The organism is Candidatus Uabimicrobium helgolandensis, assembly GCF_041508025.1.
In the GTDB taxonomy this organism is placed as follows: Bacteria; Planctomycetota; Uabimicrobiia; order Uabimicrobiales; family Uabimicrobiaceae; genus Uabimicrobium; species Uabimicrobium helgolandensis.
The window spans coordinates 3,956,277-3,978,561 of record NZ_CP165719.1; the positions used below are offsets into that span (position 1 = coordinate 3,956,277).

The 22,285-nt window shown below is 35.7% G+C and carries 13 protein-coding genes; 5 read left to right on the forward strand and 8 right to left on the reverse strand.

Annotated features, from left to right (window positions below; translation table 11 throughout):
* Positions 1–209: 209 nt before the first annotated feature.
* Positions 210–2,648 carry an Hsp70 family protein gene (locus UABHE_RS14435; RefSeq protein WP_372371043.1) on the forward strand — a complete coding sequence of 813 codons (2,439 nt, stop codon included), beginning with the start codon at positions 210–212 and terminating at the stop codon, positions 2,646–2,648.
* A 228-nt stretch (positions 2,649–2,876) separates the two neighbouring features.
* The gene (locus UABHE_RS14440; RefSeq protein ID WP_372371044.1) at positions 2,877–3,758 is read left to right on the forward strand and encodes a nucleoside hydrolase; all 882 of its coding nucleotides are present in this window, start codon (positions 2,877–2,879) and stop codon (positions 3,756–3,758) included.
* Positions 3,759–3,795: 37 nt separating this feature from the next.
* On the opposite strand, the gene UABHE_RS14445 is transcribed toward UABHE_RS14440, so the two are convergent.
* From UABHE_RS14445 to UABHE_RS14480, 8 genes are all read right to left on the reverse strand, one after another.
* On the reverse strand, positions 3,796–4,572 hold the full coding sequence (locus tag UABHE_RS14445; protein WP_372371045.1) for a DUF1152 domain-containing protein: 777 nt from the start codon (positions 4,570–4,572) through the stop codon (positions 3,796–3,798).
* Between the two features lie 372 nt (positions 4,573–4,944).
* A complete protein-coding gene (locus UABHE_RS14450) occupies positions 4,945–6,312 on the reverse strand; it encodes a hypothetical protein (protein ID WP_372371046.1) in 1,368 nt (455 codons plus the stop codon).
* A 45-nt stretch (positions 6,313–6,357) separates the two neighbouring features.
* The gene (locus tag UABHE_RS14455; protein ID WP_372371047.1) at positions 6,358–7,170 is read right to left on the reverse strand and encodes an O-methyltransferase; all 813 of its coding nucleotides are present in this window, start codon (positions 7,168–7,170) and stop codon (positions 6,358–6,360) included.
* A 94-nt stretch (positions 7,171–7,264) separates the two neighbouring features.
* On the reverse strand, positions 7,265–13,222 hold the full coding sequence (locus UABHE_RS14460; RefSeq protein WP_372371048.1) for an alpha-2-macroglobulin: 5,958 nt from the start codon (positions 13,220–13,222) through the stop codon (positions 7,265–7,267).
* Positions 13,223–13,323: 101 nt separating this feature from the next.
* Complete coding sequence (locus UABHE_RS14465) at positions 13,324–13,479, reverse strand: hypothetical protein (RefSeq protein WP_372371049.1); 156 nt, start codon at positions 13,477–13,479, stop codon at positions 13,324–13,326.
* A 54-nt stretch (positions 13,480–13,533) separates the two neighbouring features.
* The gene (locus UABHE_RS14470; RefSeq protein ID WP_372371050.1) at positions 13,534–14,547 is read right to left on the reverse strand and encodes an ARPP-1 family domain-containing protein; all 1,014 of its coding nucleotides are present in this window, start codon (positions 14,545–14,547) and stop codon (positions 13,534–13,536) included.
* Positions 14,548–14,756: 209 nt separating this feature from the next.
* A complete protein-coding gene (locus UABHE_RS14475; protein ID WP_372371051.1) occupies positions 14,757–15,101 on the reverse strand; it encodes a hypothetical protein in 345 nt (114 codons plus the stop codon).
* Positions 15,101–17,509: a penicillin acylase family protein gene (locus UABHE_RS14480; protein WP_372371052.1), complete on the reverse strand. Its 2,409-nt coding sequence runs from the start codon at positions 17,507–17,509 to the stop codon at positions 15,101–15,103. The genes UABHE_RS14475 and UABHE_RS14480 overlap by 1 nt, the downstream gene beginning before the upstream one ends.
* Before the next feature lie 630 nt (positions 17,510–18,139).
* Here UABHE_RS14480 and UABHE_RS14485 point away from each other — a divergent pair.
* The 3 genes from UABHE_RS14485 (at position 18,140) to cmoB (ending at position 22,070) form a co-directional block, all read left to right on the forward strand.
* Entirely contained in the window at positions 18,140–20,173 is a 2,034-nt protein-coding gene (locus tag UABHE_RS14485; protein WP_372371053.1) for a protein kinase family protein, read from the forward strand.
* A 195-nt stretch (positions 20,174–20,368) separates the two neighbouring features.
* Positions 20,369–21,070 carry a carboxy-S-adenosyl-L-methionine synthase CmoA gene (gene cmoA, locus UABHE_RS14490; RefSeq protein WP_372371054.1) on the forward strand — a complete coding sequence of 234 codons (702 nt, stop codon included), beginning with the start codon at positions 20,369–20,371 and terminating at the stop codon, positions 21,068–21,070.
* Positions 21,071–21,089: 19 nt separating this feature from the next.
* Positions 21,090–22,070 carry a tRNA 5-methoxyuridine(34)/uridine 5-oxyacetic acid(34) synthase CmoB gene (gene cmoB, locus UABHE_RS14495; RefSeq protein WP_372371055.1) on the forward strand — a complete coding sequence of 327 codons (981 nt, stop codon included), beginning with the start codon at positions 21,090–21,092 and terminating at the stop codon, positions 22,068–22,070.
* Positions 22,071–22,285: the final 215 nt, after the last annotated feature.

The window sequence follows — 22,285 nt, forward strand, 5'->3', positions numbered from 1 at the left end:
GGAAATTCAACTAACTAAATAAGTGATGTACAAACTTAGACCAAAATAATTGTAAATTTATTTTGGATGTTACCAATATTTAATACATACAATTATGTTTTTTGTACTACTTAAATTAAGTTGTACTTTTACGGGATCGGGAACGTAAAAATAGTAAAATCTCAACTAGCTCTCTAGATCTTGTAAACTATTCTTCAGAAAGTTGTGGCATGGATGAACATAAACAATCAAAAGAAGATTTACTTTATTATAATGGCTTAGTTTCCATAGACTATGGAACAACGAATACAACAGTTGCGGCGAGAGACGTCCGTTTTGCAGAGGAAGAAATTCGTAACCAACTGAGCTCTCAACAGTGGTCTTTTTTATGTGAGTGGTTAGATAAACATGTATCTCAAAAAGATTTTTCGGCTATTTTTCTTAAAGAAGTTTTTGCAAAAAAACTAGAAACCTGTCAGCAAAGACTAGATATTGTAACGGAGATACTTTGCTATCTTTCTAGTGGTGACAAAAATACAGAAATCCACAGAAATATATCCCAAAAGCTATTATCTGCTTTTGAATCTATAATTTATAATTCAAATTTAGAGGAGAAACGATACTTCACACTACCCTTAACTAACAATAAAATATTTACGCCAAACACACAGCTAACAAAAACCACAAATCCGCTTACGGTACCATCTTTACAATATCTCCTAAACCAAGACAAAGAACAAACCTCTATACGTGATTTTTACATCAAAATTATAGAGAGAACCATTGAAAATATAAATAAAAGAGCAGCTAAAGGAGAATTTGAATTCGCACATCAACTCTCCCACATTATTCTAACCTTACCCACAGTATACACTCATTCTTTTCGGCGAAACCTACAACAAATCTTTGCTGACATGGGAATCGCAGTCGACACTCGCTTTGATACGGCAACAGCAGCCGCACTTTTTTATGCATGGCGCGAAACTGAAGCAGACCCTATCTGTGGCCAGAGTGGCTTATTTTCTCGTTGCCGTAAAAATCAACAACACCAACACTACCAGAATCTTTTGGTCTACGACTTGGGAGGCGGCACCACTAGTATTTCTATAGTTCGTTTTACATATAAAGAGATAGTTGCTTTTGCTAATGATGAAGAGAAAGGAAAAGGAGGGCGTTGGTATAACATTTGTCCTAAAGTACTAAGAGTCACAGGACATCGTTATCTCGGCAGTAACCTCATCACTCTAGAAATTTTCCATTTTCTAAAGAAAAAACTAGCAAACAGCATACGAAATATTATTTTGGATCATCATATTTCTTTACCAAAAGAGTGTAGCATACATACCTCTCACCTACATAGTGAATGGAATACTGAAACAATTAATGCTTTTATACCAACGCACTTTGCAGAAGAAAAAAGATATAAACAGAATTTCATTTCACTGTGGGAAATAGCAGAAACATTGAAAAAAAACAAATGGCATGACAAAATACAACTAGACATAGAGACTATACAAACATTCATTTTGTCTATACACCCTTGGCTCAGAGATATGATTTCTGTGGATAACATTGAAATTTATGTTACGCGTGTAGAGTTAGAACAAACGACTCGACCGATTATTCAGGAATCATTAAAATTAGCTTATCAATTAGCAAAAGATATCGATGATTCTATTGATCGAGTTATTTTAACTGGAAATGCATGTTCTCTAGACTACGTTCAAACGATGACAAAAGAGTTTTTCCCTCTAACAAATGTATCATATGAGAAAGAAACAGCAAAAACCTCCGCGGCAGTAGGAGCCTGTATAGGCCATGAATTGAGTGGTCCTTGCTATTGGCTTAAACACACACGTACTCGTGCGATTTTAAGAGATGGCTACGATTATACTACGTGGGCTGTAGAAGAAATGTTTTCTCCTTTTCCATGCCGTTTAGCTTATGACTCTTTGGTTTCGATGATCTCTATTGTCACACAACAAGATAAACCGAATGTGTACATTCCACAACGCAAACAGTGGGTTTGGAGAACATCAATTACCAGTTTGCATCGCATACAGCCAGCATACTGGATTTACCGCATAGATTTCCAAGAAGCAATACCAAGATATCTAGGCTTATTTATTCCATGTGAAGAAGACGTCGGTCTTACCGATTTTCGTAAATTCGCAAATGAGTATGTTGTAGGTTTTGAAGTTGACTGTGACCTATTCGTCCGGGCTTTCTTCTTGCCAAAGGAACACAAAAGACTCGATGTTATCGAGTATAAAGAATGGCAAAAAAGCATTACTTCTTTAGAGGTCATACAGGAAGATAACGAAGATCTAGTAGTCACATATGATATTTATTTCAATGACGAGGTTATCATCGCCTCTGGAACGAAATTAGAGTATATCGTAAAGTTCCCCAACGGCGAAGAGAGCACATGTGCAATCAGTGGTTATTTACCGATAACTGATAACTATACGTTTTTTATACAAAATGATAAAGCGCTCCACTTTGATATAGACAGAGATGATATCCACCAGGCCATTTTAGCCTGTAATGAAAAAGGTCTCTTTTCTCTCATAACCTCTAGTGATAATAAAGACAAATTTTGGATGAATATTGAATACACAGATCAGAGGATAGGGGAAAACAGCGATCCTTTTTGTGGCTACCATTAGAATTTGTATAGTCTTAGTTATTCTACATGAAGTTGCGCATCATAAAAATCATAAATACACTACTTTTTATTTTGCTCCAACGTGATTTAATTCGCTACGATTGGAAACTTGGGTAAAACTTCGCAATTCCAAATCTAATTTTAAAAGTAACAGTATTCTATCGTTATTGAGCATGAACCTAGAGCGATTTATCTCCTCGATTTGGGTTTTACATCTTTAGGAACAGACATGGAAAAAATACCAGTTGTTTTCGATATGGAAACACAAGATCCAGACGATTATCTAACTTTAATACTTCTTCTAGGACACCCACAAGTTAAGCTAAAAGCAGTTACAATTACTCCTGGCTCATCTTATCAGGTAGGAATAGTAAGACGCGCACTTGATTGTTTTGGAGTACAATTACCTGTAGGGGCATATAATATAAATCATTCCAAAAAATGCGTTTCTCCTTGGCATTATAGAGCCTATGGTACTGTACAACCTTCATACAATGCACGACCAGGTTATGAAGTTCTCGCTGAAAATTGTGATAAAGATACGATTTTAATTACCGGAGCCCCACTAAAAAATATAGGTATGGCAATAAAAAACACTAGTTTCGTTGTGAAAAGCCTATTTGCTCAAGGTGGTTTTGCTGGCGAAGGTGTCGTTCCACGGCATTTACAAATCAAAAAATTCAACGGTAAACGCATGTGCGCAACTTTTAATCTTAGCAGTGATCCTGAGTCGGCTCTTTTAGCTCTAGAGTATTCAGGTTTTCCGCATCGCTATTTTGTGTCAAAGAATGTTTGTCATCGCGTTTTATACGATGTAAACATGCATAATCACATCGATAAAATACGCAAAAAATCTAATTCTTTGGAGGTAATTTGGCAAGGGATGAATAAATATCTATACAAAAATAATAAGCGAAGTGGTAAATCGAAAAAGCTGCATGATCCACTTGCTGCATGTTGCGCGATTGATAGTACAATTGGAAGTTGGGTCGAAGTAGAATTATTTACAGAAAAAGGTTTATGGGGAGCGCGACTTTCTCCTGGTTCAAATACTAAAATTATCATCGACTACGACCATAATAAATTCATCGATACATTCAGCAAGTGTTGAAAGAAAAAATTGAAAACACAGAAAAAAATCGCAAGATTTATTTTTGTAAAACCCCATTAACATTAAATACAAAGCCGTTTACTAGCCATTCGCGTTGCACCGTGTAATAACCACCACGTTTAACCTTTATCTCTTTTGATGATGAATCCAAAGCAGATAAAATTATTTTGGGTGTGCGACTAGCTGCTAAACCCAAAGAACATCGATTTAACATATTCTGATATGGCGCTAAAGGAAAATATCCTAGGTAGCTATTGCTACTACACAAGTTTTTCAAACGCGGCTTTAACTTATGAGGAGATATACCATCGCTAGCCATACCAAGGACGAATAGCATACTGTCTAGCTTTGTTGCTCTGAGTACCTTCAGCATCATTACGTCGCGAGATTTAGCGGCATTTTTTGTTTTGAGAGCATCGCCGCCTGTATCGACACCAATAATAAAATCAAAATGATTGAGATCGATAATTTCTCTTGCTAGTTGCTCAATAATATCAGGGTTTTGTTTATCGAGAAGAAATATCAATGGTGAATGGTGCGAACCTCTGGACAATGAACTATCAATGTCGGTTGTTCCATGTCGCACCTTTGTTATTGGTACTTCGCAGCTTTTCACGTAGCCTATATGTGTGGATAGAAGACAAATATCTTTGTTACCATTTAGTTTTGTATTACCGTAAGCAATATCTACGGCAATGTCCTTTAATATTTGAGCGCAAACAAAAGCACTAATGGCATCAGATCCTCCTCCAATGCCAAGACACAATATGCGACGTTTGCGTAGCTGAGCAAAATCAAATTTTTTTGTAAACATACTATCTTTCTTCTATTTTTTATCTAGATCTGGGTTTGAAGACAATTGATACGCTATGCCACTCCTAGTTGCCCAGAAATTAATACTTTTTAAAATATCTGAGCTTATGAATTCTAAATAAAATCCAAAATTTTAAAAATGTAGTATTTATAAGCACTTGGTGTCTTTCGCTGCTCTGATACTGAAACAAAAGTATTCAGTGTTCTAAGTGGCCTGACAAAAGTAGTTACCCATTGAATGCAGGGATTTTATTTTCTAGCGCGGCGAGACGAAGGCGCGCAGCTATAGCTGCGTAACTAAGGAGCAACAAAGCTAGGAAATAAAAGAGCAAAATGCCAATGGGTAATTACTTTTGGCGGGTCACTTAGATTTCTATTCTACGACTAAGTCAAGTTTTGAACGTATTGCTTTTCCTTGTATTTCGTAATTACTGTGAGAGTTTCCGTTTAACGAAGCGCTGATCTGGTATTTGCCACTTGGTAAATCGGGTAAGTGAAACCAGCGGCTATACACACGCGCGCGTTTTTTTCCATTTATATATAAATGGATATGGCCTTGACCAACAATGTCTTTTTTACCAGCATCTTGTGGAGAAAAAATGAAATTTTCGGTTATGAATTCTATATTCCATCCCGAGATACTATCTTTTTGGATTTTTAATTCTAGTTGAGGTTTGTTTAGTAGTTCTGTAACATCAATGCTAGAATGTTGGTGGCAGTTTTCATTTTTATTTGCCTCATATTGATATGAACTAGATAGTGAATAAGCCCAGGTAATTAAAAATAGAAGTATTAGAAAGTTTATACTTGAAAATAATAATCGCAATTTAAAATTCTTGTGAAAATGGATAGGAGAGGTGTAAAATTTTCCTGGTCCTTCTATTAAAAAAACTATTAAAATTGCGTGTATTGCAGTATGACCAATGATTTCTGTTTTTCCGAAAACTAAAGTGGTGCTAAAAAATACGCAAGTGATGATAACTGCCAAAGGACGCTGTAGTAAGCAAATAACAAGAAGGTAACCAAGACTGAACTCTACAAAAGCAGCTCCTTGACGGAAAAAATCGAGATTGAACCCTAATGCTAATTGTGGGTTTTGTTCTAGAATATAGAGTGTCCACTGAGGATAGAATATTTTCTCCAAAGCCAACCAACACAAGGAAAAACCAGTAAAAAAATATAATAATGGTAAACGTAGTTCTAGAATTTCTTTTGTTTTTACTTGGCTAACTAATAAGAAAAATCCAATACCAACATAGTGCGTGTAATCTAGCATATGCAAAAACCCAAATTTTTGCATCCCGTATATATATAAGAATAAAATTGCGATACCTGAAAAAGGTAGAGTTCGAGAAAACAACAATAGAAAGCAAATCACAAATTGTAACCAGCCAATAGAGCTTCCCTGTACATTTAATTCTGGAGCTAAAATAGAATCTGCTTGCCAACACAACAACATGGTGGCACCTACTGCTATTCTTATGATTAGGTCCGACATGTCTTTATAATATTCAAGTGTATCATTAATTTTTTTGTTCCATGCAAAGTTTTGCAAATTTTTATCTAGATATACTAATAACATTATCGCAAAGACACTTAATATTGCGAAAAAAAGAAATGTGGGATTTAGTACTTGATAAATCCCTAGTGGTTCGTCAGAGAAGCTAAAATCACTAAACCATTTTACGTGGGCATATAAGTTACACAAAAGTAGCAAGAATAAACATGTATATTTTTTCATTAGATGTATCCATTATCTATTTTTTAGTATGCGAAACCCTAACTTTTAAAAGGGTATGTTTAAATTACACTTGTTTTTTATTTCACTATCCAAAACGCATATCCCAATCGAATTGAGATGTACAGAAAGCTTGATTTTATCGTTTTTTATAATTGTTTGCCAAGCAGAATGCATACCCTTCGACCAATTTATATCATCAAAAATAACCAATGATTTATCTGTTAAATGCGGTAACAACATTTCAAAGTAAGTGATTGTTGCTTTTTCATCGTGATGACCATCTATAAAAGCAAAATCTATCTTTTGCTCTATATCACAAATTACTTTTGGCAAGCTATCTTGGAAATTTCCAGAGATCACAGTTACATTTTCAAGAGCAAGTGATTGCAGATTTTTTCGCGCCAATAAAACTCTCTCGTTTGCACCTTCTAGAGTAATCAAACATCCTTTTTTATTTATGTGTTGAGCTGCGGCTTGGTAAGCTGCTGAAATGCCAAGGCATGTTCCTAGCTCTAAACATAGATTTGGTTGGAATTCTCTGATAAACTTAAATAATATAAGTGTCCATATATCGCGTTTACTAGCAATTTGACATACTTCTGAAACAGTTAATGTATCGGTGCGAATTAAATCATTTTCATCGGCAACATAATGACCCATTTCCTCATTATTATTAATAAGCTCTTTTCTCAGTGTTTCAATTTTACATATCCATTCTTCTTCTTGCTGAGAAAAGTTTCTATCTATACATGTATAAATAATATTTGCTATTTTCTTTCCTGTAGGATTTACTTTTGATAATTTTTTGAGATTCAACCTTCTTTTTATTTTATCAATAACAATGTTTATTAAATTCACTTCTTCATCCTAAACTAAAAATAGGACGCAATCCATCGGGTTGCGTCCCAAAATAATACTTTATTACTACACTGTATTTAAATACGCCTAAATTTTATTTTACAAACAAAACTTTGCCACTAGAGAAAGCGGAAAATTCAGGTGCATACATACTTTGTAGTGTTGCTGGACCTACGCGAAAATCTCCGTTCATGTTGGCACGAACGCGGTAGGTAAAATTATACTCGCCTTGCGGTAACTTTTCGAAGAAAAAATTAGCCCCTGAATCACGAATCTCTTCGTACCATACGATGCCATATTCCCAACGATGACGACTCACATTGTTCTCAGGTTCAAACCCTGCACCACGAGGATCGCGTAAATGTACATACTCCATTGGATGTTTACAACGAATACTCAAGTGTACCTCTAGCTGATCGCCAATAGCTACGTTTTTTGCATCTTCAATAGGAACAAGAACATACTCTTTGCCTTGGTGCTTTCGTAAAAAATATTTACGCGTCACCTGTAAAAAATCACCGCGTGCTGTTTCAGGAAGTTTTTCAGTAGAATAATGCCAATTCATTGATGCAAACATATATCCTTTACCTTCTTTTTCGATGGTAACTTTAGACATCGTTTTCGAATCAATATCTTTGCCTTCTACCACTATTTGTTTCTGACCACCGTCATATGTATCTGGCTCAAAAACAACTTCTTCTTTTTTCGTTCCCAACACAACAATGGCCTTCTCTTTCACAGCAAGAGAGCCTTGTTTTTTCATAAATGTCACTAAAGAGTAAATCACCTCAGCCGTAGCACGAGTAGATTTCCATTGATTCATTTTTTTATTGAGAAGTAACCATAAAACAAGACCATCTAGGTGCTCTTCGTTTTGCGGTTGTACTTCCATTAGTACTCTCAAAATAAAAGCATGTGATTCAATGTTGTCGTTATACCACAGCCAACCACGATCCTCAGGCGCCCAAAACGTACCTTGATCTTTTTTGGTAATCGCACTATCCATAATGCTATCAAGAACAAGTACAGCATCAGTATCGCGTTTCATGCGCTTCAAAGTTAAAGACAACATCGCCTTGATATAAGGGCTATGATCTTTCCAACGTGCAAACGAATATTTAAGCATCTCTTCGCGCTGTTTTTCAGTAAAAGCATGCTTGTAAATCTTGCTATCGTAACACGATAAAACATAATTCAGAAAGGTGATAAACTCATAACCAAAATTTTCAAGAACCATACGTTTTTCATAATAATCGCGAAAGTGCTGCCCCATAAACGTCCATGCTTTTTTGAGCATATCTTGGGAAATATCCACTTTAAATTCTAGAGCCCGTGCAAAACTACTTAGTAAATACAGTGTCATATAAGGGCTAGAGGGTCCACCTGACCACCATGGAAAGCCACCATTGTTTAATTGTATTTTTGTTAATTTATCTAGAGATGACGAGCGATGATAGTCCGCTATTTTCGGGTTTAAAACATTAATCAAATGATCTTTACTACCCCCTTCAGCAGCGACAAGCCACGGTGTTTCAGCAAGAGCTAATTTACGATTAGCGTTTGCTTTATTCCATTTTGCAAGTTGTGTATCGCGTTTAGCAAATTCGGCCGCCATTTTTTTCATCGCTGGATAATGATTGTATAGCGAGGTAACCATAGACGTAGAAACAAAACGATTCATCGTCTGCTCAACACATTCATATGGATATTCAGTTAGATAAGGAAGCGCGTTTAAAACAGTGTAAATCAGTTGCCCATCTAAATTCACAACTAACGAATCATGAACAAGAGATTCATCTTGCTGCGCATTGTGCAAATCCTCTATTTCCATAATACGCACATCGTTATTTTTTAGAGTAACAAAACGCGACTCGCTAAGATGAATTCGACTTGGAAGAACAGGAACAGGACGCAATTCACCATCAGAAAGATCATCACTTACCGCCACAACCTTAAACGCATATTCACCTAAAGATCTCGGAGCTGTAAGCTTCCAAGAAACATTGGTACTGCCACTTCCAGCGCACTTCCATTCTAAATCCTTATCTTTAAGAGCAAAATCTCGAGAACGGTCTTTCTTAGTCTTACTATCGAGTATTTGTAGTGAAACTGTGCCTTTCATTTCCTTTGCTGTGGCATTATTAATCACTGCTTTCAAAACAGCTTTATCCCCTTCGCGAAAAAACCGCGGAACGTATGGACGAACCATAAGATCTTTACGCGTCGCTGTTGTGCGATTCATACTCATATATTTCAAATCACTGGTAATTGCATGAACATAAATTCTCCATTCCGTAACACTATCTGGAACTTCAAATTCAATTGTCGCAACACCATCTTTTGTTTCTATGTGAGGAAGAAAAAAGGCTGTTTCTGAAAAATTACTGCGAACGCGTGGCTCTTCTTTTCCTTGCTGTCCAGGATTATTACCTCCCTGTTGCGCATTAGCCGCTTGTTTATCCTCTTCTCCAAGAAAACCATCAATGATTTCCTCATTTTTTTCTGCAAGGCCTTCTTGTTGTACAACCCTATCAAGTTTGGCCCCAAAATTACCTCTCCGAACAGGAAGGTAATGCTCTCTATCCCTACGTCCAACCCCACCAACACCGTATGAACTGTAAAATTTTAAAGTATTTTTGTAATAGTAAGAAGTAGGTGGAATTGTATACCAATTGTTATTCACAATACTATAAAACGATCGCGTAAATAAAGCGTTTCGCGTATTTTCAACACCATATTTACTTGGATATAACGTTTCAGGAGAAGTGAAAGTATGTGGAGCAAAGAAATCCAGGCTACGATCATACATATAAGCCAAAACTTCTGCTGCTACTTTTTCTGCTTCAGGCCCTTTAACCTTCACAGTCCATGTTTCTTTTTGGCCAGGACGTAGAACATCACGAAATGTTGCAAAACTCATTTGCAATTTTTTGTTGTCCCATGGCACAAGAACATGTTTAGTAACACTGTAATATTGATAATCATGTACAGCTTGAACACGAACACTAAACCCGCCGCGGTATCTTTCAGTAACTTTTACTTTAAAAATTCGCGTTTTATTTGCATCATCAATCCACATGCGTCTAAGTAAACGACCATTTTGATGAACCTCAACACTTAACATTTGATCCTGAATACCTGAACCAAGAAAAAAAACAGCGTCTTCACCAACTTTTGCATTATTGTTTTTTGAAATAAGAAATGCAGGAACTGCCACGCGTGTACCATCTTCGCTAACAATAAACTCTTTTTGCGTTTTGTACTCACCACCAAAAGAATCTTTTGTAGTATAACGAATACGATAAACACCTGCCGCTAGGCCAGAAAACTCTAACTTTGCTTTACCATCTTTGCCATGAGAAACTTCACCTGAGTTCAAAAATTCTCGATCTTCAAAAGCAAATAAATACTCTTGTAAAGAACGATTGTGTTCCCAGCGAGGTCGTGTCAAATCGCCTTTCGTATATTTTTTACCTGGCGTTTTTGAAAGAGGTAAAAGTTTAGGCAACATAACAAATGGTTGTCTAACCCGAAACAGTGAATATTTTGCGTTTCCTGAAAGCGGAACATTATTTAAATTTTGTAAATTTATGCTAAAAACAGCTTTTTCTGTAGTGAGAAAAAAGTTTTCTGTAGTTGTAACAGTTGCTTTTACTCCTACAAAACCAATATTATAAGCCATTGAAGCATTGCGTGTTTCACCACCCTCATCAGTAATTTCAGCATGCACTTCAAAACGATAGCTTATATTTTTTTTGTTAGGTAAACTATCATCAGCCTCAGGCGTAAAAGAAACATCAAAATTACCTTGCGCATCAAGTTCTGTATAACCAGAAGTAATTTCACTACGTCCTTGTGCAGAAAGATCCCTATAATACCACCAGTACCAGTATGGATACACAGGAGCACGAGTAACACGATAAAAAACCTTACCCGTTGTAAGAGGTAAACCAAAATAATAGCGCGCATTACCTGTTACTTTTGCTTTATGATTCAAACGTAACTCTTTTTGTGGCTGTTCTAGCCCAACCTCAAATGTTGGCCTCTTATATTCCTCAACGCGAATATTTGCATAACTTATTTTACCATCTACAGTAGAACGTACTCGGTAACTTCCAAGAACCTTTCCTTGTGGTATAACAAAAGATGTAGAAGCTGTCCCATAATCATTTGTCACAATCATTTTGGTTTCGATTTCTTTCCAATTAGGATCAAGCAAATCGATCTTCACTTTTTCACCAACAATAGAGTTGTACTTTCCTGACATCGAATTTCCATTGTAAGTAGCCACTTTACAAAAAACTTTCTGTAACGGCCTATATATGCTGCGATCAGTATATACAAAACTTCCTTTACGATGGTAATTAGCAGTGTGTTTATAAAAGTACGCAACATTAGGATCAAAAGAAAATTCACCATCTTTTTCTGCAACAAAAAAATAATTGTAGCCGCGTTTATTCATCGGAAAAAAAGTTGTGCCACTTAGTGATGTTTTGCGCTGCGCAACTAATTGTGAACCACTATTATGATTATATTGGTATAGTTTAACTGTTGCTCCTTCAACGCTCTTGCCTTTCTTGCCGTCAACAATCCATACTTCCCAGCCATTTTTTTTCTGCGTTTCTAGAACAACTAATTTACTAATGAGTATATTTGTCGAAGAAATAAAATTGTTTTTTGTTGCAAAGTCTTCGCGAGCAGAAGCATAAACAGCATACAAACCATTTCGCTTAATTGGTGATGAAGTATAAGTATTGTGATATGCGAAGTCTTTGACATCTTCAAGTTCTACATTCCAAGAGTGCAGTGGTTTTTGTTTACCAAGTATATCACGTAAATCATTTGTGTAAACACTCCCAGGAGAGCGATGCTGTTTTTGTAATCTTTCTTCAAAATTAAGTTTATAAACCCGAAAAAATAACTTACTCATATTTTTGTGTTGTATGCGTATCGACTTTTCACCATAGTTATCAACAGCCATAGTGATAATATTAAAACCTGGTGCCTCTATTGTTTTTTGTAAATTCAGACATTTTTTTCCGCCTAAACTATCTGGATATTTTAAATACCCTACTTTTGCTGCCTGATGACAAGCGACGAGATTTTGTTGTCCTTGTTCTAAAAAAGCTACCTCGTACATACCAGCAGACCACCACGGATATGCAACATATTTTTCCAGAAGTGCGGAAAGAGAACTTACCATTTGTTGTTTCTGGCGTTTTTGGCCAAAAAAATTCTTAAAAGTACGTATTTTCTCTAACTGAGACTCAAGAGCAGACTCAATTTTACCGTTATCTATACTTGAAAAGTATACATCATCGAGAATATGAACTAACTTCTGTATAGGATGAGCACTACTTAATAAAATATCATCTAGTGTACGTTTTCTTTGATCAGAAGCTTTGAGTAAATGTGCAAAATCAAGGCGATACTTTTCTTGTGACTGCTCAGAAGTCCACGTTGCAGTATTCGCAAGAAATTTTGCCCAAGAATAACAAACAAAATCGCGCATAGTTCCGCGAATGCGTTTAGGATACCCTCCTTTTGTAATATACTCAGAAAAATCATCAACATTCAACTTTACAAGAGTATAGCGCACCTGATATGCCTTATAATAATGCTGGTGGATACGCTTAAATATTTCTTGTGCGCTCCATTTTTTTAAATCCACATTTGTAGTCGAAACGATTTTTTCGCGATTCCGAATTTCCCAACGATAAATATTGAAATAGTTTTCGAGAGTATGAGCATAGAGTAAATGAAATAAGCTACGGCTTTCTCCATCATGTGGCCACTGTTCATTTTGTAAAGTACGAACCGCCGCTTCGTAACCGTGCAAGGCTGTTTGTAAAACTACTTTGCGAACAAAAGCCTTACGCCACTGCTCTAAATCTTTTTGCTGCTGCGCATTATCAAGTAGTACTTCTACCTTTTTTAATGCTTTTTTGTATTGTCGTTTTTTTTCTAATTCTTTTATCTCCGACCAATTATCTCCTGTTTGAGCAAAAACAAAAGAAAAAAAAACAACGATAAAACTCAAATATAACTTCATAACGAACCTTTCAATACATTTAGTAATATTCTATAGATAAATCCAGGTAAATAATAAGTAATTTACTTAGGTTAATTGTCTTTCAACAACTATTCGAAGCTTTATTCTCTCATCATTTTTTCCGTTTGTTTAAGAGAATTTCCTTGCAAAAAAAGCTCGATTCTTTTGAACGTTTCGGGATTAGCCTTTTTAGCAAAAAGATAAGCTTTTTCTTTATTACCTTTCCAAGCGTAAATCGCCGCGACTATATCCATCATATCTGAATATCCTTCTACAGCAGAGAGCGCACAGAAATATACTTCATAAATATTTTAACTTACTTTTAAAGAGCTACACAATAAATGTATTGGCATTTCGTCTTCTTCGTCGAGATAAATCGCCTCACCAAAGTATTTTTTACTTTCCAAAGCAAAACGACTTTCTTGCCCTATAAAATCGCATTCATTCCAATCTTCAACAGTTAGCATAGCAACGAATTCAGCTATTTCAGCTTTCCGTTCATCATTCATTTCTATGTGAGCGTTTTTATCCATTTCACACACAGCGCTATCGTATATAACACTTTCAATAGCTTTTTGGTGAAGACTATTCCATAACTCTGCATTTCCAGCAATCTCAAGTAAATAGTTGAGATGCACTTCTTTATTTTTTACCCAAGTAAAAGGATCGATTTGAATAGCAAAAAATCCTATTTGCTGTTCTTTTGGCGTTTTTAAATGGGACAGCATTTCTTGTGCGCGTTCGCGTACACCTAACATTTTGTCATTCATCTTGACATTGTTTTGTTGCAATAAAGAATTTTGTTCTACGGAACTACCCATGGTTATGGTTCTTGTACATGTGAAAGATTCAGAACCAGAGTTAGTATTTGTTAGTGTTTCATATGTGCGTATCTTTTCCCAAGTTTGACCTTGATTTTGCGTATTAAATCGTAGACCTGAAGATGTAATATCGTTGCACACCGTAAAATCTTTGTTTTTACCAGGATTCCAACGCCCATGTTGTACACACTGCACTGGAATGTCATAACGACCCTTGGAAACAAGACAGCTATGGTACAACTGTCTATCTTGTCCACCGCCAATAAGTAAATGCCCTTTAATGCCAAGAGCATAGCCTTCTCCAACGTAATCAACAGACAAACGCGGTACATTACTTTGCTGTTGTTCTTGTATTTTCAAACTTCCATTTTTCAGTGCTTCACCAAAAAGCATTGGAACATGAAAATCACTTTGCTTTTCGGAGTAAACAGGAACAACAGTCAAACCAGGATAAGATTTCGCCTCATTTATACAAATATCTAACTGTTTCAGTGCATTTACCATAAACAACTCCCTGCATGAATTATTAGTGACCCATTAAAAGCTCTACATTCTATCGAAAAATACTTTTGATGGGTCACCTAGTTGGACGAACGAAGTTAAAAAAAGTTCCAAGATAATTTTCACATGCTTTGTGATTCTCGGAAACGAAATAAATCGCTTGTAGAGAATCACTCAATATTCATATTTTGTTTACAGACTTCAGAGAATAACTAATCTAAAAGAGCAACGCGTAATTGACAACCTGAAAGAGTAGCCATTCCAGCAATAATTCCACCAACAGCCCCACTAATAACGATAGTTAAATACGGATGAGGTAATGAAAATAATGTGGATACGCGCGCCGCAATAATATCAGATGATGTAAAGTACTTAACAGTGGCAACCAAAGTCCATAACAAAGCCACCCCAAAAAATCCTTTAAAAAATACTCCGATACCTGTTTTTCCTTCTACAACGACAAATCCAACAACAAATGCAGCAATCGCCATACTCCACCAAGGAAAGAACATTTGAGTAACACCACATACAACAATAAGACAAACAATACTTCCCATTATTCTGCTCCTACAACTAATTTATGAACCATCTTCTCACTTCGGTCTTTCGCATCTTTTAAAAACAAAAGCTCATAAAGCTGGCCATCTACCCATTTTCCAATAAAATCATCATAGTGCTTACTTCCAGGATTACCAGACTGTCCACCAGGATAAACTCCCCACGCCTTTATTGGCGTGGTTAGCTCGACAACCATACGCCACGAAGGCCCCGCGTGTTTGCGCGTCGCGTTAACAATGTGTCTTCCACCTCCTACGAACAAATCAGGACGACTAAAAGCTGGGATTTTCATCATATGCTTTACATGACAACCTTGATGATGTCCCCATTTCCACTTTTCATTTTGTTGACCATTTTCCACTAAAAATGTACCATGTTCTTCTGTGAGTTGTTTCAGCGTAGCGTCAAAACTGCTATTCACTAATTCCTCAAGTTCCTCTTTATGCTCCTGAGTCGATAGATTATCAAACCACTTACTTTTAGGGTCGTCTACTATAAGTTCTACTGTTCTGTGCCAACTAGGTTTAGTGAATTTTTTACCATCTTTAAATTCATCCCACACAGAAACAAATAGTTTACTCCACCATTCATCAAAGACAGAAGGCCCAATTTTCTCGGCATCATTGTTGTAGTCCCATTTTTTTAGAACATCAAGTGCCCATTTTCCTTCTTCAGAGTCATTCTTTACTATTTTTAGTAAAGTAGGTAAAACAGTCGATGCGTGAACATTGTAATTATCATTTAACAAACTATTGAATTCTTTCATCGTAACCTGTTGCATTTCTTCTAAGCGTTCGTTAATACGTATATTGCGATAATACTCAAAACGTCCATTGTAGTAATAAGGATATGCTTTATCTGTAGGGTGTTGGTTTGCAGAACTGATAAAATTTGACGATGGATTTTTTATGTGTGGCGTGTGATTGTTAGGAACATAAGACTTCCACTCTGTACTTGAAACAGTACCATCTTCGAAAACGCGGCCAAAACCTTCCGGTTTTATGGGAAATTTTCCATGGTGTGTTATAGCGATATCCCCGTTAACATCAGCAAATGCAAAGTTTTGCGCTGGACAACTATAATACTTGAGTGCCTCGATATAATCTTCATAATTTTTCGCGCGATTTAAAGTATAAAAAGTTTTAAATTCTAAAGACGAATCATGAGCTGTCCATCGTAATGCCGTAGGAATAGGCTCTTCAAAAGCAACAGGACCATGATGTGTGTAAACAACATCAAGTACATAATCAGGCTCTCCACGGATTTTAATCACTTCTCGACGTTTTTTGGTCGGCAACCATTTATCATCAAACAAATAAAATTCTTTTTTCTCGGTTTTGTATTTTATTTTGTACCAATCAATAACATCCCAAACAGCATTGGTAACTCCCCAAGCAATACTCTCGTTAAATCCAATAACAATACCTGGTAAACCAGGTATGGTAACCCCGTAAACATTTACTTCTGGACTTGTCAACTGAGTTTCAAACCATATAGCAGGCATAGTTAGAGGTAAGTGAGGATCATTTGCTAACATTGGACGACCACTGCGCGTTTTTTTCCCAGAGACGGCCCAGTTATTACTTCCTTTGATCATATCAGGACGATTAGGAAATAAAATATCATGCATTTCATCCGTATTTGTGTTAGAGGCGTTTTTGTTGTCTTGCGCACTATGAGGAGTAAATGACCATTTTCTCTCAGAAGGGATTACCGGACTCGTTGAGTTTTTTAACGGAAAAAGATTTTCCATTGTTGCGCGATCGTAAGCCGCAGAAATATTGTGCATTTCTCTATCTTCACTACGATATGAGAGTGATTTTGTCATGTACTTATGAACAAAGAAAGTTTTTAACACATTCCATCTCTCAGGCTTGTAGTTTAAAAGCTTATATTCAATCGGATAGTCAGCATAACAAAGTGAGTCAATATAATAATTTACTCCTTCGCTATATGCTTCGAGTAAAGCTTTGATCTTAGGTTCATTTTCTACAGCCTCTAAGCTTTTTTCCGCTGCATAACCCAAACCAATACTGCGATTCTCAATGTCTAACTTTTTGCCTTTTTCACCAATAATTTCAGACAAACGTCCGCTGGCTAAATGCGCAAGAATATCCATTTGCCATAAACGATACTTCGCGGTAAGGTACCCTTGAACCATAGATAAATCGTGTTCATTACTAGCAAAAATATGGGGTACCTCACGATCATCCCATGTGATAGTTACCTTATCTTGAAGATTTGGTAAAGATAACTCTGTAATTTGTAAAGAAGAACCGTTCATCCAAAAACCATGAAACGGATCTAAAAATTTCGCCACAGGAGGAATAGGCGCTATTCGTAAATTACCAACAACAACAATCAAAATAAGCACAATAAAAGAAAAAATAAATTTTAACCACTTCATGTATCTTGCCTTTCTAAACGATATACATTGTGTACGCTTATACAGCTTTTCTCTACACAATACCATAAGGTCAGTTAGTTGAAAACAAAATACTAAAACGGTCAATTAAGTAAAACGAGCCACTAGTTTAAATCGCGAGCATTTAATCTAAACTCATAAAAACCACCTGTCAATGGGTAATGCTTTTAAAAAAAATAACGAAAAATGAACAAAAATTTTATCTTAAAATTCTGGGTTTCAATTTTTATGAGCGAATTAGACAACAGCTTTATAAAACATCTTTTTTTGTAGTCAAATCTCGACTCTTTTATCTCTATCATTTTTACTACTTACAACGTTTTGTTACGAGTCCACACATTTACCGTATAAAACGGTATATCATTTTCAATATTTAAATTAATTTTTTTGAGATTTTGTCTACTCTGGGCTGCCCCACTGTATAATCGAAAATCTAAAACACGCTGGAAGTTATTGACAAATTCAGGTATCATATATCACGTTCCAGGTGAGACAACTCATTTGGTAGTAAAATTTCATTCAAAAGCAAAGCGCCTTTATCACTCATACCAAGCTTAAATTAAAGCAATGAGTTACTTACATTTTCAAACGACAAAAGGAACGCTCAAAGATATGTCAGAAAAACGCAGTCGCGAATCGCATAGACAACAACCACTTGTTACTCAAATTAACGCACTACAAACATCCCAAAAAAATAAACAAGAAAATTTTCAAGTGGGAAAGATATTTAATAACTACTACATCGAATACAAATTTGAGAATCACAATATAACAAATTTATATCGCGGCATAGAACAAACAACAAGCGTTCCTGTACTAATAAGAGAATTTGATGTTGAAGATAATGATTTTTGCGAATACTTGCAGTGGGAATATCAATTTTTAAACAGTACAAATCACCCAAATATCCTTAAAGCACTTGAACTCATTCATTGCAAAAAACAAATCTATATTGTTTTCGAATTTGCTGAAGGCTTATCTCTCAAGGAAATACTGACAGAACAAAGAAAAATATCTTGGTCAGATAAAATTGCCATAGCTTACAATGTTGCAAATTGTATTGAAACACTCAATGGTGTTGGTATTATCATTCGCGATATGAAACCTGCAAATATTATCGTTAATCAACAAAACAATCATATAAAGTTAATGTATTTAGGCTTAGAGAGTCCTTCTAACAAAAAAAAATTACGCGTTACTCTACGCAATAAAATTGATGAATCAGTCATGTACTTTAGTCCAGAACAAACAGAGGGAAGAATAACCGATCGTAGCAATATATTTTCTCTGGGAGCGATATTTTATCAATTATTTGCTAACAAAAAAAGATCTCCATTCTATTCGGATAATCCTTTTAGTTGTTGCTACATGATAGGTAGCCATAATCCATTGGTACTTGAAAAAGTAATCAACAGCCGTGATATTGATAAAGAAATTCGCGGACATATATCTAATATTGTCAAACGTGCTATGCAAAAAAATGATCGCGAAAGATGGGAAAGCGCTATGCAAATATCAGCGCGATTAGCGCAGTGTTATCTTGCAATGGTTCATAAAAACAATAAGTATTTAAAAGAAGCTCTTTCTTTTCAGCCTCAAATCAACCTTTCAGGTAAGGAAGAACAAATCCATGAAAAAGAAAAAATAACCTCCTTAGTACTAGATATTGATAATATAGAAATAGAGCTTCCGCGAGCGAAGGAACAAGTAAATTCTAATTCTCCAGAAAACCCAATGAAAAACAAGGTAGTAACAGATGCACCAAACGTCATGCCAAATTTACACCAAAAGCCAGCGCCTACACTAGAACGTAGCACACAAATAGCAACTAAACCCAAGATCTACAGCAAAAGATTAAAAAAAAGTATCGACTTCAAAAATAATCTACCCCAAATACTTTCGCAAAAAATAACAACAAAATACAAACTTGTTTTAGCGATTCTTATTATAAGTAACGCAGTCGTTGCTTATTGGTTACTATTTAGCTCTAATTCTAAAGCTAAAGCTAAACTAGACGATAAAATATCGTCAAAACCTCAATATTCGCAAGCGCAAAATCTAATCGCACAAAAAAAATATTTATTAGCTACACGACTACTACAAAAAGTGATCACACTTGATAAGAAAAACGTAAATGCTTACTATGACTTGGCTCAATGTTATCAACTATTTGGTGAACACACTAAAGCAATTACTCACTACAACAAAATGCTGCGACTACAAAAAAACGCAAACGCTTACTACGAAAAAGGTAATTGTTATACACACTTAATTAGCTATGCCCAAGCAGTTTCAGCATACAAAAAATCAATGGACATAAACCCTCGTTCTCCTTTGGCGATGAAGGCTCTAGCAGATATATTTTACAAAACCGAACAACATACCAAAGCTATTTATTACTATAAAGCGGCTTTGCAAGTGACTAAAAGTATTGACAGAAAAGCGAACATTCATTTACATATAGGCTCTAGTTTTTTTCAACAAAAAGACTATAACACTGCTGTTAAACATTACTCTAAAGTTATCGAACTAAAACCGCAACAAGCAAATGCATATAATAATCGAGCTATTACATATAATCTACTGGGTATGAAAGAACTTGCAGCAAAAGACCTTTCTGTGTTCAGAAAATTAAAAATAAAGTAGTTCATCCCATCTAAAATTAGAGCTACAATGAAATATAAACATTGAGCGCAGTCTCACAGTCGCTTTTCTATTTTAAATGTCAACATCCGTAGTACTCAATAAATTAGACATTTTCGTTTACAGAAAAAATGTAGTTTTATTTTAATGAGACAATTGTCATTACAATCACTGGTTATCACTTCTAGAAATGAACTTATGAGCTACGACGATATATATCACAAACCGCGAAAAAATGTACAGCGCTTCTGTTTTGACAAAGAGGTGGTAAATGTTTTTGATAATATGATTACAAGGTCTGTTCCTGGCTACCAAACAATAGTACAAATGATTTCAATGATGGCTGAAAAGTATACGCAACAAAACACATGTATTTATGATTTAGGATGCTCGCTAGGAACTGTCTCCGATGCTATTCGTTCAAAATTTGATGCCCCAATTATTGCCGTAGATAGTTCTTTAGAGATGATTGAGTGCGCCAAAAAAAACCTATCGTCCTACGATAATATAGAAATTCTCTGCGGTGATGTATGTGATATTGACATAACAAACGCTTCAGTCATTGTCATGAATTTTACTATGCAATTTATTCCGCGCCAAAAGCGCGAAAAGCTATTACGAAAAATATATAACGGTTTAGTTCCCAACGGTATACTTATTCTTTCAGAAAAAATACAAGAAAATACAAATCTCCTTATTGATCTCCATTTAAATTTCAAGCAAGATCAGGGATACTCATTATTAGAGATAGAGCAAAAAAAACAAGCGCTCCAAAACGTCATGGTCATCGATTCCGTGGAGCAACATCAACAACGTTTACAAAAAGTTGGCTTCTGCTTTAACCAGCTTTGGTTTCAATGTTTTAACTTCGTTTCTTTTTTTAGTCAAAAATGTAAGTAACTTGAAAAGGCAAAACAAAATGAATCAAAATTTTTGGGATATCTGTTACCAAAAATTATACAGCGAACTTGAGAAAGACGATCGATTTCACCAGTGGCTCAAACAACTTCCACAGCAAGTAAACACGGCGTTAGACACCTCACAAAATAGCAACATTAATACCTGGCGATCCGCACTACAACAGTTGCCGAATATGCCAGCAAACACAATCGATATAAAAGAGAGAGTCTATGTAGCTAATAATTCTTTCCACGAACAATCTTTTCTAGAACAAGTTCTTCTAAAATTCCATCCATGGCGCAAAGGCCCATTTGATTTTTTTGATATTCACATTGACACAGAGTGGCGATCTGATTGGAAATGGGAACGCATTAAAAATGCCATTTCACTCAACGACCAAACTATTCTAGATGTAGGTTGTGGTAATGGTTATCACTGCTGGCGTATGGCAGGACAAGGGGCAAGACTTGTCATTGGTATAGATCCTCTTCCTCTTTATATAATGCAATATCAAATATTCGCAAAATACTTGTCTCATGTTCCTACTTACGTTCTGCCATTAAAATTAGAAGACGTACCAAAAAATTTACAAGCATTTGATAGTGTTTTTTCTATGGGTGTTCTATATCATCGGCGTTCGCCAATAGATCACTTGTATCATCTGAAGTCTTGCTTAAAACAAAAAGGACAACTGATATTAGAGACCCTAATAATAGATGGTGAAAAAGGACAAGTGCTATTACCACCAAATCGCTATGCAAAAATGCGCAATGTGTGGTTTATCCCTAGTTGTCTTACTCTAGAGTCGTGGTTAAAAAGATGTGGATTTACGAACATTGAGCTCATAGACGTGAGTACAACATCAGTACAAGAACAGCGCTCTACTTCGTGGATGAAATTTGAATCTCTGCAGAATTTTTTAGATCCTCAAAATCCTAACAAAACAATAGAAGGACTACCAGCCCCTAAGCGCGCTATTTTTATAGCAAAAACTAAATAGAAAAAACGATTCAATCTTGTTTTGTTTTCATTTTAATCTTATAATAAAAAAACCCTATACGAAAGACTTTCAAGATCTCGAAAATCAACGGCTCTTTTTGCAGTATTGTTTCGTTTAGAGGATCGCGAAAATAATATTGCAATGGTTTTTTCAGATAGAGAATTACCTATTTGTGCGATCTCTCCATATTTTTTAGCCCCACTCAAATCTCAACT